The organism is Pseudoalteromonas sp. L1, assembly GCF_021728095.1.
Lineage (GTDB): Bacteria > Pseudomonadota > Gammaproteobacteria > Enterobacterales > Alteromonadaceae > Pseudoalteromonas.
The window spans coordinates 151,720-166,951 of the sequence record NZ_JAKKCT010000002.1; the positions used below are offsets into that span (position 1 = coordinate 151,720).

The window sequence follows — 15,232 nt, forward strand, 5'->3', positions numbered from 1 at the left end:
CTAGATTATAAATGGCTTAGGCGCATGGGTTAACATCTCAAAGCCAGATTCGGTGACAACTATGTCATCTTCAAGGCGCACACCGCCGTAGCCTGGTATATAAATGCCAGGCTCAATGGTGATCACATTGCCAACCTCAAGCTTGTAGTCCGTCAATGTGTTGATAAATGGCACTTCATGTAAAAATAGTCCTAAACCATGACCTAAGCCTTTACCCGCATATTCGCCAAAGCCCGCATCAGCAATCACCTTGTTTGATATAGCATTTAAATCTAAACAATTAATGCTTGGTTTAACCATTTCAAGTGCCGCATTTTGTGCATCAAGCACCGTGTTATAAATACGGGTTTGTTTTTCTGACGCTTCGCCAATAATGTAACTGCGTGTCATATCAGAGCGATAGCCATTCACAACCGCGCCAAAATCAAGCGTTACAAAGTCACCTTGCTTTAAAACCTGATCTGATGGATTACCGTGGGGCAAGGCTGAGCGCTCAGCAAACAGCATAATGGTTGCAAACGACATTCCTTCTGAACCTAGCTTTTGCATTCTAAATTCAAGCTCTAAGGCCAAGTCTCGCTCAGTTACACCTGGTTTAAAATAAGGTAACGTTTGTGCTAGTGCTTCATCAGCGATGGCTGCGGCCGCTTTGATTTGCGTAACTTCCCAGTCGTCTTTAACGCGTCTTAGTTTTTCTATTAAACCGTTTACAGCTGTTAGAGTGTGGCCGCTTAGCTCATCTGCCACACCTTGCCAAATTGCTACTGTCACATAACTTGCATCAAATGCGACATGGCTGTTTGGTTTAAGGTGCCTATTAATACAATGACCAAGGGTTTCGTTGTCTCTGTCTCGACAAACAACTTCAAAACCCGTTGTTTCTGCGATTGCACGTTGATGGTAACGATAATCTGTGATCAGCACACAATCATTTTGAGTGATTAATGCATAAGCGGCATTACCACTAAAGCCACTTAAGTAACGAATATTTTCATGACCTAGAACTAACATGGCGCTGTAATCGTGTTGTGCTAGCAAGGCTTTAAATTCAGCTTGTCTTTTTAAGTAATTAACTTGCATTGTCGCTCCTTATTTTTTGTGCATGCTAACAGTAATAACCATAAATACGAATATAATGCGATTAGTCGCAGTGAGTTTGCATCAAGTGTTTACTCAAGCCACAATGCACAAAAAAACCAAGGAGTACACGATGACAACATACGGTATTGGCACACAAACGCCAGAGCAGGCGCTTGACTCTTTGTCAGATATGACAACAGATTTAACCCCTATTCAAAATGACGAATTTTATGCACGTATCGCAAAAGCACAAGCGTATATGCAAGCAAATAATATTGATGCAATTTTTTTAAATGCAGGCACTAACCTTGCTTATTTTACGGGTATGCGTTGGTACGCAAGTGAGCGTTTAGTAGGTGCTATTTTACCCGCCAAAGGTGACGTGCAATACATAGCGCCGTTTTTTGAAATCGGCAGCTTAAACGATTTCATGGTGATTGATGGCCCAATTCGTGGCTGGCAAGAGCACGAAAACCCATACCAACTGTGTGTTGAAGTACTTTCAGAAATGGGTATTAGCAAAGATGGCACCCTTGGTATTGATGAAAGCGCACAGTTTTTCATCTACGACGGCATTAATAAAGCGAACAGCGATTACACCATTATTAACGCGCAGTGCGTGACTGCTCATTGCCGCATGCATAAATCGGCAAATGAACTTGCCTTAATGCAGCGTGCTATGGATATGACTTTAGAAGTACACAAAGCAACGGCAAGTATGCTTTATGAAGGCATTACCACCACTGAAGTTGAAGCCTTTATTAAAAAAGCGCACCAAAAGGTCGGTGCACCAGGTAACTATTTTTGTATTGTGCTATTTGGTGTTGCGTCATCTTTCCCGCATGGCGTTAAAAACCCGCAAACTCTTAAAAAAGGTGATGTGGTACTGATTGATACTGGCTGTAAAGTACATGATTACCTCTCTGACATTACCCGTACGTATGTATTTGGAGATGCCACCGAACGTCAACGTACGTTTTGGCAGCACGAGAAAAATGCCCAACTTGCTGCTTTTGCTGCCGCAAAAATTGGTGAGCCATGTGGCAAAGTAGACGATGCAGCAAGACAGTACCTAGCCGAAAATGGCATGGGGCCAGAGTATGAAACACCAGGCTGCCCACACAGAACAGGCCATGGAATTGGTTTAGATATTCATGAATGGCCATACCTTGTAGGTGGTAACCCTACCCCACTCGCTGCAGGCATGTGTTTTAGTAATGAGCCTATGCTTGTAATACCAGATGAGTTTGGTATTCGCTTAGAAGATCACTTTTATATGACAGACGAAGGTCCGCGTTGGTTTACCGAGCCTGCTCATAGCATCGATGACCCATTTGGTTTAGCTAAGTAAAATAAAAATAACTTCTAAAAGGCCAGTGTTCTGGCCTTTTTTGTATCTAAATTATTACAATCTTTAACAGTGTGAACATTTTAGAGACAACCTACCCGCTTTTATTGTGTTATGATTTTAAGAATTTAACCTAAATACCACACATAATTACGGAGAATAAATGGGTTTACGTTTTAAAGTCCCGCATACACTTATCTTACTGCTAAGTATGATGGTCATTGCACTTATTGCTACTTGGCTAGTACCACAAGGTTTTTTCACCACAACACTCAGTGAATCTGGTCGCGAAATGGTCGTTGCTGGCACCTATCAAACAGTTGAAGAACGCCATTACTTAACCCCCTGGGATTTATTACAAGCCATCCCCCGCGCGTTTGCTGCTGCTCAGGATGTTATTTTCTTTGTGTTAATTGTTGGCGGCGTCTTAGCTGTTGCACGTGCCACAGGTACAGTCGATGCACTTATTGGTAGACTTTTAGAGCGCCACGGCAAAAAGCCACAACGATTAATCTTTATGGTGGTATTTTGCTTTGCTTTAGCATCAAGCAGTATTGGTACCGCTGGTGAATACATTCCCTTTGTTATTATTCTCGTCGCGCTTTGTAAAGCAATGCGGCTAGACGCAATGACCGCTGTAGGTATGATAGTCGCAGGTTATGGTATTGGTTATGGTGTATCGGCATTTAACCCATTTACCGTATTAATCGCACAGCAAATTGCAGGGATCCCGGTTTACTCTGGGTTGTGGTTACGTTTAGCTATATTTATTCCATTTGTGCTCATTGGTTTTCATCATGTTTGGCAATACACCAAAAAGGTAGCTAACGATCCGTCTAAATCAATGATGATTGGCGTACCTTGCCCACTTGAAAATCAAACAGCCACCAGTTACCCAGCACTTGCCCTGCGCCATAAACTTATTTTAGGCAGCTTTATTATTACCCTTGCAATTGCAGTATGGGGCATCGCAACTAAGGGCTGGTATTTATACGAGCTAGGTGGTGTTTTTATTGCCTGGGGTGTGGTTGTCGCCATTTTAGGCAAACTCTCTGCTGATAAAGCAGCAAACAAATTTATAGAGGGCGTCTCTGATCTTGTTACAACCGCAGTCTTAATCGGTGTAGCACGTGGGATTGCCCTTATTTTAGAAGACGGCCAAATCCTCCATAGCTTGGTACATGGCATGTCGTTACCGCTATCTTATGTATCAGCAGAAATATCAGCAATTGGCATGTTAGTTATTCAAACCCTGCTTAATACCTTTATTCCTTCAGGTTCAGGGCAGGCTTATGTCACCATGCCACTGATGGCCCCGCTGGGTGATTTAGTGGGTGTACCAAGACAAGTAGCCGTACTTGCATATCAATTTGGTGATGGCTTTTCCAATATGATCATTCCGACCAACGCTGTACTTATGGGTATTTTAGGTATGGCAGGTGTGCCTTACGGACATTGGTTTAGGTTCTGCTTACCACTACTGATTAAACTAATGGTCGCAGCATCAGTTGTATTAGTATTAGCTGTAATGTTTGGCTATGGCTTAGATGTGCAGCCCACACTAAATTGAGTTAGTTGATTTTAAAAAAGCGCCTAGGGCGCTTTTTTAGTTTATATAAACTAATTTCTAGAATACATTTTAGATAGAAATGCGTTGGAGCTGAAGGACGGCTCTGTGACAAAACCAGAACATTAGGCGTAACTTGATTCTGCCCCAAAACGTGTTTGGCAAATGCCTCAAAAGAGCAAATTGCGGATGTTAACCAGTTAAAGTTTAATTGTCGGCTGTTCGAATATACTTGAGTTCCTTAATCTGCTTTTTTACACAAGATATCATTGGAAAATTAAGCTAGCATTCACTTTGATAATATGAGAGTTTTCTTAAGTAGTATTACAAGGCTTGCTTTGATCTTTTGTTTTGACCACTTCAATCAATGTTGTTGTTAGTATCTTCACTGAATTTGTTAACTGCATATTTTTATTAGAGACTTTATGACCGATGCCACTGAAACAATCAAAAAGCTTGCTGAGCTAAAAGATCCAGCTAGATTTGAGAGGCTCGGCACTGCATTTTTAAAAGCCTACAATCCCAGCAAATATGCATACACTAGCCATTTAGGTGTTAACTATAAAGGTAGTACAGTAAAAGCTCCCTTAGATAGTTTTTCTATTTATTACGACCGTGGTGAACTTTGCATCGCAGGTGCCGAATACACAGTAACTGAACTGAATGCACTACATGATAAGTTCTTAAAAGATTTAAGCACCGTTAAGGCAAAAAATCCTGAGATAGGAGCAACTGGGAACGAAGGTGATCTATTAAAGGCTATTAATAAAATTAAAGAATTTCGAAATGAATTTCCCGACATAAAAAAAGCAACCGTTGCGCTACTATCAACATTAGATCCTAAGCCAGAAACTGAGTTAGAAGCTCATAAGCTAGCAAAAAAAGATAACATTGAGCTCGAGATGTACAGTGGATCAACCATAGCTCACTTTTTAGATACAAAGCCAGAAGGGCAGTATCTAAGAAAAATGTACTTTGGAGATGAGCCAGATAAATTATCTGTTTCATTACTAAAAAATATCACTGAGCGGCAAATTACTCAGTACACTGCGACTTTTGAGGCTGAGCTCATAGTTCAAAGAGGTTTTAACCAAAGAGTTTTCACTAATCATACATTTATTGTAGGCGAATCTGGTACAGGTAAATCTACTATTGCTTTTAATACACTGAAACATAACTTTGAAAAAGACGTCGCTGGTATAATATTGTCTGAAAAGCTGGTTGAAGAATCTAGTTCTTTAGAAGAGGCCTTGACTAAACAGTTAACTTTATTTGAGGGTAATCTAAGTAGTGACGCGGGTTCTTTAGCGTTGGATATTGGCACACGTACACAGCCGATAATTATTTTCATCGATGATATAAATAATGCAGATTCACCCGTAAGCGTATTAAAAAAATTATTGAAATGGATTCCGATCAGTAAATCAAAAAAATGGGTATTCATTTGCCCTGTTCACCCCGTTCATTTGAATAAATTGGATCATAACGAAGAAAAAAAAATCAGAAATCTAACTCTATTTGTTGATTATTTTTCAAAGTGTGAAGCAAAAAAAGCAATTCAACTCAAAGCATTGAAAAATGGAATAGAGCTATCAGAATTAGATTCAGAGTCCATTTGCGCTTCCCTTGGCTATGACCCTCTATTAATTTCTTTATGTGATTTAACGAAGAAAATCGGGACTCACATTGAGATAATTGAAAACTATATTGCAAAAGAGCTACAAAAGGTAGCAGCTAGATTTGATGAATTATATGAAGAGGATGTGAAAGCATTATTGGATAATTTTGTTCGCGTTCTTTTATGCAAAGGAAACTTTCGTCCAAGCGTTCAAAACTTAAATGATTGGTATAAAGGCTCCCAGAACGATCTAACTACCCTAAAAAAGATATTTAAATTAAGCTCTTCTGTTTTTGTATCAAAGAAGAATGGGAGTAATTTTGTTTCCTTTAGGCATGATAGAGTGCGTTTAGCAATGATAGCTGATGTAATAACCAATGATTTAACGCTTGAAACAAAACCTGAATATTTGAGTGATCCTTTTTATGCGGAAGCAATTGGATTGGCATTAGTTAAAATAAAAAATGAACCAGAGTTTGTTAATTATCTTAAAAATATCAATCCATTAAGTTTGTTTTATGCATTAGCATTTTCAGCACACAATACATTTTTAGATACAAATTACCTTGTTAAGCGGGTTAATGAATGGATTATCGAAAGTGAAAAAAATACATTGGCAAACGAGTTTGTTTTATTTGAAGCAATTTACTTACTGTCCAAAATAGATGCTAAATTCGTTATTTCGATTTGCGATACTTTTACAAAAGTTACAAGGAATGAATTTTGGCTAATAGCAAAGTTTAGAAATGGGCACATAGAATCGGGACTTAATTTAGTTTTAAGGAATGATTTGGGTGTAACTATAGCAGGGAGAAAAGCGCTATTTGATCATATCTTTGGCACATATAGAGATTCTTACTGTGAACAAATCAAAGTATTGCTTAGTTCCGACATAAAGCAGATAAACACTCTGAATGCTTGCTTATTGTTAGCTGGTTATATAGGTGACCCTTCACTTGAACAATCTATACATGAAATATGGACAAAGGTTGACGATAAAAAATTGTATCTAAAAAGTTTTTTTTGGGCTGTATCGCGCTGCTATAAAAAAGCTGAGGCTTTATTACGTGAACTATTCGATCAATGGGTGTTATTGCCAGAGGTGCAAGAACCAATTGATGAACTCACATTAAACTCATTTGCCTGTTATGGTTTATCTTGGGCTTTTCTGGAATATAAGCCAGTTAATGCTCTTGCCTATTTCGTACAACGAGCAAGTCAAGATGAAAAGTTAGAATGGCCTATAACTTTCATGATTCGAGACTTCGAGGATTTGATAGCAATTGAGCATAAAGTAAATTTTTTGGCCAAAAATTATGATAGAACAAAAAAACGATTTTCTATAAATATTGAATTTATCGCAGACAATTTCAGACGTGAAAATATATTATCCGCAGACTCTAAAGGTTTTTTACAAAAAATAATTAAAGACAAAATGTCACCAGATGAAATACGTAAAGCTGCAACTAGTATATATAGCACTACTGCCGACCGAGCAGATCTAGCATTTTTGCAAACAATCGATTCAAGTGAACCTGAATATGAATGGGCTATTTTTGAAAGAGCTGTCCGAGGTGACTTGTCTACTATTGATGCAATAATGAAGTTGATTCCATCGAACAAAAATTTCTGGTGGCAAGTTGGTCAATATGTATGGGATGAAAGATTATCATCTTGCTTGGCTGCAACAATAAGTGATATTGATCAGGAAACAGATTCATACGAGATTTACATTCTCTCCAAATTTCTCATTAAACAAGAAGTAGAAGAAATAAGTAAGGTTCTGTTAGACAATTGGGGGAAAGTAAAATATATCAATGATTTTTTACAAGCTGCGTTGTTTACTGCAAACCCTAGACTAGTTGAATTGTTTCATAGAGAAGTTGAGCATTCCAATAACCCTAAAGGTATTTTTTCTCATATCCTTTCACATTACGGTGTAAAAACCAAAGGTGAAAATGGGATTACAAGATTAGAGCAGGTTGAAGTATTGTGGAAGTATAGAGATTATCTTAGTGAATTCGATATTTTACAACTCTGGGAGATTTGCAACAGAAATAAATGGTTTGATTTTAGAATAAGAGAAATAGATAAGGTCATTTTAACTACAACTTACACAGTAATATTAAACCTCGATAGTGAAGTTTTAGAAAACGCTTATACCAATAATAATTCAATCTCACATTGGGAGGCAGAACGTTGGTTTGAAGAATGCATTGAGGCTGGGTTATGTCATGAAGATATAGTAAATTTTATTTTAGATTGGTTCAAATCTAAATTGGACTTGCGAAGTTTCCAAGTCGTAAAATATATTGCGTCAGATAAGTTTAGTAGGAAAGATATAGCTGCTTTGGAACAAATCATGGTGAATATGAGCTCCTCAACTAGCCTTTTTCAAAACTTAGATTTTTGCGTCAAAAAAAGGACACTAAACTAGATGAATGAGCTTAATCGGAGATAAATCTGTTTTTAAGCATTTGTTTAGCAGTAGGCAGCAGACGTTTAAAAGTTTTGAACGAATTTCCGCTATATATGGCACAGAGCCGTCCTTCGGCTCTAAATTGTTTCTGTCCAAAAATGAGTTAAAACCTAAGGCTTTAACTTTACGTTCTATACAGCACTTTGATTACATGCCAGCCAAAGCGTGTTTTCACTAAATGTGGCTCTAAGATTTCGCCGCTGAATGCTACTTTGTCAAACTGTGGCACCATTTGACCACGTCTGAATTCACCCAAATCGCCACCTTTTTTACCCGACGGACAGGTTGAATGTTTTTTAGCTAAAGTCTGAAATTTAGCACCTTTTTTAAGTTGCTTGATAATGTCTTCAGCTTGTTCTTTATGCTTAACAAGAATGTGCAGTGCGTGCGCTGTATTTGCCATGGGAGATCTCAAAAATTTAAACGCGCGTATTTTATCACGGCTAAGCTAGTACAGCCACAAAGCCTACTTGCTTTTGTCTGAAGCTTCTAAAAAACCTTTCACTAAACAAAATTGTGCTAAATAATAACTACACATAATTGCGATATCAGCGTAAGAAAAGGGCATATAAAAACGATTCAAAGCCAGTATTGAGTCAGATATAACAAAAACCGCCCCACCTAATACTAAGAAGCCGTTCGATTTATCTGTCATCCAAGTAAGGCTTGCCATTATCATCAAAACAATCGTATAGAAAATCACAGGGATAAGCATTTCATTTAAAGTGGGATACAATAAGCAAAATACCCCTATCGCTAAAAATAAATAAAGCAGCAACACATCAATGCGGTACTTTTTAACGGGTAGCATTGTGATGATGTAAAATAAGTGACTAACAAAGAATGCAGCTAAACCGCCTATAAAAAGCTGTCCTGTATCAAGTGCTAGCAGTACATCCCCTAATGCGGAAAAGCTAAGAGCTAATAATAAAGTAATAACAGTACGACTTTGAAATTGCTCTCGATATTTAACTACCATCACAATTAAAAAGAGTATTGGCATTGCTTTTAATAGCGCAGTAACACCATGAGGAAGCGCAGGTTGTAACATCAATAGAGCGATGTAAAACGTTGCTAAGAGTAAATAGAGAATGTTCATTTTTTTGTTATTGTTGTTCGTTCCCAATAACGACAATAGCAAGCTTTAAATAAAAAGTTTATAGAAAATGCTGTTTTTGTTTTTCTGTCAGCAACCTGCACTGTGTTTGCTTTCCAAAAAACCGGTATCGGTTACGACCAACCCAATCATAAAAACGATCACGCAAGCCTTTTGGGATTAGATAAAACACTTTAGCAAGGGAAAATGGAAAACCTAATTTAGTGGCAATAAATAACACAGCATCACTTTGTTTATATAGCTGGTTTTTATCAATCACTAACATTGAGGAAAGTGGATCGTCAACTTGATGCGCCTTTAATAAACGTTCACCTTTATCACTTTGCATGGGGCATAACTTAAAGGTTATTTGCTTATCAAAGCGAAGAATAAAGCGCACACAAAAATGGCACAGGTTGCACTGACCATCAAACAAGATAATTGGGCTGCTCGTTTGCAAACTTAACCACTGACTTGTACAACTTGTTTGCCCGTTAAGCCACCAGCAAGTTGTTTATTTAATGCAGCTGAAACAGCTTCAGCGGTAAAATCTACAGCATGAATTTGCGGCAATTTGATCTCGCCTCTGGCTGCATTATCAAGTAATAAATTACCCATAAAACTCAGCCTTTGCTGAGCACATAAGCTATTTGCAAGCCACGCACCACCTAACGATACAATGCCAATGTTAGGTGCACGCCTAAACATGAGCTCTTGTTCAAATTTAGGTAGTTCATTTAAACACGCAATGTGGCCACAAAAACGCATTAACTCAACGTTACGAATGGTGGTATCGCCACCAATACAGTCAAGCACGGCATCAAAACCTTGGGGGCCAAGCTCACGACGAATTTTATCTTCAAGTTTTGGGTCTTTGTAATCAAACACCACATCAGCACCTAATTGCTTAAGTAACTTATGATTGTGTTTGCTGGCAGTGGTAAACACTGTTGCCCCACGTTGCTTAGCAAATTGAATAGCAAACTGACCTACACCACCTGCGCCTGCATCAATAAACAGTGAATCCCCTTCGCTTAGCTGCAACTTATCAAGGGCAATTAATGCCGTCATACCTGAACACGGTAAGGTTGCGGCATCGCACGGTGAGACGTTATCTGGCACAACCGACACTGCATAGTTTGGCACTGTTGTGTATTCAGATAACACACCTTGGTCACCAAGGCTAGCGTGCCACACAACACGTGCGCCTACGCCAGGAAACACACCTTTATTGGCATGAATCACAACACCCACAGCATCATGACCAAGTATATGGGGATAACTCCACTTGCAAAACCCCTGCTTTGCAAAGTTAGCATCCCCATGGTTTAAGCCCACATATTCAACTCTGATCAAAAGTTCGTTGCCTTCAGGGCAAGGGACTGGCACAGATAACTCCGATAACGCGATAGCGTCATTAGGCTCAAGCAGTGCTAGTGCGCGCATTGTTGAAGGAAGATCAGTGTTTTGTTGAATATGTGACATTTAATACTCTGGGTTAAAGGTTGTTTAGTTCAAAGCTCCAGCGACCATTAAACGCTTGATAAGCGCTCACTTTGGCCTGCAATGAAGCAATTGTTGAATCAACAGCATTTTCTTGCGCTATTAAAACATCCTGTCGAGCATCTAACAACTCTAAGTAAGGAATTTGCCCTTCTTCGTACATTGCTTGTGCTTGACCAAATGCTTTATTCGCATAATTAAAACGCTCGTCAGCGAAGTTTAACTGCTCACTTTGTTTGACTAACCTTTGCAGCGTAAGTTCACTGTCGCTTATCGCTTTTAACACTTTACTTTGGTAATCGCTATAAGCCGCTTCACTTAAAAATTGCTGCGCATCACGTTGAGCTAATAATGCAGGATAACTCAGCAATGACCATTCAACTTTTGGCGTTACTTGCCATTGTTGCACGGTATCTTCTAAACCATTGCTAGTTAAGCTAACCACACCTGCAAACCCTGCCAGACTAATATCGGGCAGTAACGCTTTGGAAGCTGCAACACTCAGTGAATAAGCCTGACTAAACTGATACAAGGCACTGGTGATATCGGGTCTCAGTGCCATTGCTTCACTGGCTTTATTAAACGACACGCTAAATTCGTGGCTTAATAACTCAGGCTCTTCTATCAATGATATGTCACTTGCCAGTCGCCCTGTTAGCACCGCAAGGGTTGCCAAGTCGCGATATTGCAAATAACTAAGCTCAGGTATAAGCGCTTGTTGCTGCTTTAACTGCGCAAGGGTACGGTTAAGATCGAGCTCATTCGCAACACCCTCCTCTACTCGCGCTTTGAGCACATCAATACTTTGCTCAAGCGCTTCGATTTGCATCTCAATAATCGCTTGCTTTTGCACATTACCTTGATAGCTTACATAGCCTTGCACTACGGCAGAAACCACTTCAACCTGTAATGCTCTTAGCTGTTCTGCTTGGTTGAGTGCCCCCGCATTAGCAGCATCGACTAACGCTGTAATACGGCCAAACAAATCAAGCTGCCAGTTTACGTTAACACCAGCGTTTGATTGGCGCGTAATTGCGCCATCTAAGCTGCTGCGCTCTGCGCCTACGCTTAGGCTGCCCTGCGGATAATAATCCGCACGGGCTGCACCTAAACGGGCAATGGCTGCATCAAGTTGAAGTTGACTGGTTTTTAAATCGTGATTCATTGCTAATGCATCAGTCACTAAATTGTTTAACTGCGCTGAATCTAAACGGCGCCACCAGTTATTTTCGCTCGCACCTTGGTTTTGTTCACCAATTTGTGTATCGCTAACAAATTGTGTCAAGCTCACTTGCTGCGCTTGCATATCGACGCTTTGTGCGCAGCCTGCGAGTGCACCAGCTAACAGCATTGCACTAACTAGTTTGCCGTGTCTCAAGATTGCATGAGAAAGCTTATGCATCGTGTTGCTCCTTCTGCGATTTTTTAGTTACTAACATATAAAATACCGGGGTGAACAATAAGCCAAACACAGTTACACCAATCATGCCTGAGAACACTGCGTTACCCATAGCATGACGCATCTCAGCACCAGCACCTGTTGCTAAAACAAGGGGGACAACACCTGCCGTAAAGGCTATTGACGTCATTAAAATTGGGCGAAGTCGTAAGCGACACGCTTTAATTATGGCTTCAAGGTGAGACATTCCCGTTTTATGCTGATCTCGTGCAAACTCAACCATCAAGATGGCGTTTTTACTTGCTAGCGCAACCAGTACAATTAATGCAATTTGCGTAAAAATATTGTTGTCATCACCGACAAACCACACACCTAACAAAGCCGAGAAAATCGTCATAGGCACAATCAGAATAATCGCCAGTGGTAATCTTAAGCTCTCGTATTGCGCAGCGAGCACCATAAACACAAGCAATACTACCAGTGGGAAAACATACACCATGGTATTACCCGCTAATATTTGCTGATACGTTACTTCTGTCCACTCAAACTCAATACCATTTGGTAATGTCTCTGCAAGGATTGCTTCTATCGCATGTTGCGCTTGGTCAGAGCTATAACCTGGCGCTGGGCTACCATTTAATTCAGCTGTAGGATAACCGTTATAATGCATTACACGATCTGGACCGGTTGTTGGCGTGACCGTTAATACAGAACCAAGAGGCACCATCTCACCCATGCGGTTACGCACTTTAAGATTCAAAATTTGCTCTGGATCTTGGCGATAATCAGCATCAGCTTGTGCATTAACCTGATAAGTACGACCAAACAAGTTAAAGTCATTCACGTAAACAGAACCTAAGTACACTTGTAAGGCATTGAATACTTCATCAAGTGGAATACCTTGAATAAGCGCTTGCTCACGGTCGATATCGATATCCATTTGTGGCACTTGAATTCTAAAGCTTGAGTAAAGTCCCATTAATGCAGGGTCTTGCTGCGCTTTATTAATGGTTGCTTGTAAGCTGTTAAAGAGTGCTTCAAAGCCTTTATTAGCACGGTCTTCAATTTGCAGTTTAAAGCCACCTGTTGTACCTAAACCTTGAATTGGCGGTGGCGGAAATACCGCAACAAATGCTTCATCGATAGTCGCAAACTTTTGATTTAACTGCGCCGCAATCGCCATTGCTGACATACTCGGGTCTTGACGCTCTTCAAAAGGGGCAAGCGGAGTAAATACAATGCCGCTATTTGGACTATTAGTGAAACCATTCACCGATAAACCAGGGAACGATACTGTGTTTGCAACACCGGGTACTTGTAATGCAATTTTTTCCATTTCTTGCACGACTTCCTGGGTTCTGTCTAAGCTTGCCGCATCAGGCAACTGCGCAACAGCCACTAAATATTGCTTATCTTGCTGTGGAATAAAGCCACCTGGTACCGCATCAAATAATTTAACTGTGCCACCGACAAGCGCAACATAGGCAACTAATACAATCACACTCATACGAATCAGTTTTTGCACCAGCTTTTCGTAGCCATTGGCGCCTTTATCAAACAAGCGGTTAAAAGGTTTAAACAGCCAATTACCGAATACACGGTTTAATAACGTCGTTAAACGGTCTGGTTTTGCATCATGACCTTTTAATAATAACGCCGATAACGCTGGCGATAATGTTAACGAGTTAAATGCTGAGATAACCGTTGAAATTGTAATAGTTAACGCAAATTGCTTATAAAATTGACCAGATAAACCTGTAATGAAAGCAGTAGGAATAAATACCGCACACAGTACGAGTGCAATGGCGATAATTGGTCCTGTAACTTCGGTCATCGCAACTCGGGTTGCTTCAAGTGGTGATAAACCTTGCTCGATATTACGCTCAACGTTTTCAACTACAACAATGGCATCATCAACAACAATACCAATGGCAAGTACCAAACCGAATAGCGATAAGGTATTAATTGATACACCTAGCCATTGCATTACTGCAAACGTACCAATCAAAGATACCGGTACTGCAATCAGTGGGATTACCGATGCACGCCATGTTTGTAAAAACACCACGACAACGATTACCACTAATGCAATTGCTTCAAGCAGTGTTTTGATAACAGCATCAATAGAACCACGTACGAAAATAGTTGGGTCATAAACAATGTCGTATTCAACACCTGCCGGAAAGTCTTTTGATAATACTTTCATGGTTTCACGTACTTGATCAGACAGCTCAATCGCATTAGAACCCGGACGTTGGAATACCGGCATAGCAAGCGCAGGTTGACCATCTAACATTGCTCTCAGTGCATAGGTGTCTTGACCTAATTCAAGGCGTGCAACATCACTTAAGCGTGTAAGCTGACCTTGCTCACCCACTTTGATGATCACATTTTCAAATTCTTCTTGTGAGCTTAAGCGCCCTTTTACATTCATCAAAATTTGAAATTGATTACTTTTCGACGTAGGTTGAGCACCTAGGCTACCCGCAGCAACCTGTTGGTTTTGCGCGCGTAATGCATTTACTACATCCATTGCTGTTAAATCGCGTGCCGATAGCGCATCTGGGTTAAGCCATACCCGCATTGAGTATTGACCACCACCAAACATACGTACATCACCCACCCCAGGAAGGCGTGCAATTTGGTCTTTGATATACAAATCAGCATAGTTCGCTAAGTAAGTTGTATCATGCGTTTTTTCTGGTGAATATAAATGCACCACCATGGTTAAATCTGGTGATGATTTTTCTGCTACAACACCTAAACGCTGAACTTCTTGTGGTAAGCGTGGTAGTGCACTATTTACACGGTTTTGCACTTGTACTTGTGCGCGGTCTAAATCAGTGCCTAACGCAAAGGTTACCGTTAACGTCATACGGCCATCACTGGTTGCTTGCGAAAACATATACAACATGTTTTCTGTACCATTGATTTCTTGCTCAAGCGGCGTTGCCACCGTTTCAGCTATCACCGTCGGGTTTGCACCTGGGTAACTTGCTGTTACAACAACCGTTGGCGGTACCACTTCAGGGTACTCACTCACTGGCAATTGAAATAACGAGATTGCCCCTGCGATGAGAAAAATAAGCGACAGCATCGCTGCAAAGATGGGTCGCTGGATAAAAAAGTGTGAAAATTTCAT

Annotated in this window: 10 protein-coding genes; 3 read left to right on the plus strand and 7 right to left on the minus strand. The window is 40.1% G+C overall.

What is annotated here, in order from left to right:
• Positions 1-1,080 carry a Xaa-Pro peptidase family protein gene (locus tag L3V38_RS06890; protein ID WP_237118869.1) on the minus strand — a complete coding sequence of 360 codons (1,080 nt, stop codon included), beginning with the start codon at positions 1,078-1,080 and terminating at the stop codon, positions 1-3.
• Between the two features lie 130 nt (positions 1,081-1,210).
• Here L3V38_RS06890 and L3V38_RS06895 point away from each other — a divergent pair, with 130 nt between their 5' ends.
• The 3 genes from L3V38_RS06895 to L3V38_RS06905 all read left to right on the plus strand — a co-directional run bounded on the left by L3V38_RS06895 (position 1,211) and on the right by L3V38_RS06905 (position 8,050).
• Positions 1,211-2,431 (plus strand): Xaa-Pro peptidase family protein, encoded by a 1,221-nt coding sequence (locus L3V38_RS06895; protein WP_237118870.1) that lies wholly within the window; start codon positions 1,211-1,213, stop codon positions 2,429-2,431.
• A gap of 160 nt (positions 2,432-2,591) precedes the next feature.
• Positions 2,592-3,998 carry a TIGR00366 family protein gene (locus L3V38_RS06900; protein ID WP_237118871.1) on the plus strand — a complete coding sequence of 469 codons (1,407 nt, stop codon included), beginning with the start codon at positions 2,592-2,594 and terminating at the stop codon, positions 3,996-3,998.
• 422 nt (positions 3,999-4,420) lie between these two features.
• On the plus strand, positions 4,421-8,050 hold the full coding sequence (locus L3V38_RS06905) for a hypothetical protein (protein ID WP_237118872.1): 3,630 nt from the start codon (positions 4,421-4,423) through the stop codon (positions 8,048-8,050).
• Positions 8,051-8,216: 166 nt separating this feature from the next.
• Here L3V38_RS06905 and ppiC read toward each other — a convergent pair whose 3' ends face one another.
• The 6 genes from ppiC to L3V38_RS06935 all read right to left on the minus strand — a co-directional run bounded on the left by ppiC (position 8,217) and on the right by L3V38_RS06935 (position 15,232).
• Entirely contained in the window at positions 8,217-8,495 is a 279-nt protein-coding gene (ppiC, locus tag L3V38_RS06910; protein WP_055021968.1) for a peptidylprolyl isomerase PpiC, read from the minus strand.
• A 63-nt stretch (positions 8,496-8,558) separates the two neighbouring features.
• Positions 8,559-9,191, minus strand: a complete 633-nt coding sequence (locus L3V38_RS06915) for a lysoplasmalogenase (protein ID WP_237118873.1) — start codon at positions 9,189-9,191, stop codon at positions 8,559-8,561.
• Positions 9,192-9,249: 58 nt separating this feature from the next.
• Complete coding sequence (locus L3V38_RS06920; RefSeq protein ID WP_346729897.1) at positions 9,250-9,648, minus strand: DCC1-like thiol-disulfide oxidoreductase family protein; 399 nt, start codon at positions 9,646-9,648, stop codon at positions 9,250-9,252.
• 2 nt (positions 9,649-9,650) lie between these two features.
• A complete protein-coding gene (locus L3V38_RS06925; protein WP_237118874.1) occupies positions 9,651-10,673 on the minus strand; it encodes a zinc-binding dehydrogenase in 1,023 nt (340 codons plus the stop codon).
• A 13-nt stretch (positions 10,674-10,686) separates the two neighbouring features.
• Positions 10,687-12,093, minus strand: coding sequence for a TolC family protein (locus tag L3V38_RS06930; protein ID WP_237118875.1), 1,407 nt, complete (start codon positions 12,091-12,093; stop codon positions 10,687-10,689).
• Entirely contained in the window at positions 12,086-15,232 is a 3,147-nt protein-coding gene (locus L3V38_RS06935) for a multidrug efflux RND transporter permease subunit (RefSeq protein WP_237118876.1), read from the minus strand. The genes L3V38_RS06930 and L3V38_RS06935 overlap by 8 nt, the downstream gene beginning before the upstream one ends.